At 68.6% G+C, this 458-nt stretch carries 1 pseudogene; it reads left to right on the plus strand.

The annotated features are described in order from the left end of the window. A pseudogene (locus ACX6XY_RS30065) lies at window positions 1-348 on the plus strand (2-oxoacid:acceptor oxidoreductase subunit alpha); the annotation flags it as partial. Between the last annotated feature and the right edge of the window lie 110 nt (window positions 349-458).

Below are 458 nucleotides of genomic sequence, written 5' to 3' on the forward strand. Positions count from 1 at the left end.
GACGTCCCGGACCTGGAGGTCGACGACGCCGACGGCCAGGCCAGGCTGCTGGTCCTGGGCTGGGGCTCCACCTACGGTCCGATCACCGCCGCCGTACGACGCCTGCGCCGCACCGGCCACCACATCGCCCAAGCCCACCTGCGCCACCTCAACCCCTTCCCGCCCAACCTCGGCGAAATCCTGCGCCGTTACGAGCGCGTCGTGATCCCCGAGATGAACCTCGGCCAGCTCGCCGCACTCATCCGGGCCAGATACCTGGTGGACGCCCGCTCCCACACCCAGGTCAACGGCATGCCGTTCAAGGCCGAGCAGCTCGCCACGGCCCTCAAGGAGGCCATCGATGACTGAGGCAGGCAATGGACTGCTGCAACTGGTGCCCAGGGCCGAGGCCAAGCAGTCCATGAAGGACTTCAAGTCCGACCAGGAAGTGCGCTGGTGCCCCGGCTGCGGCGACTACG

It is taken from the genome of Streptomyces sp. O3 (assembly GCF_054788135.1).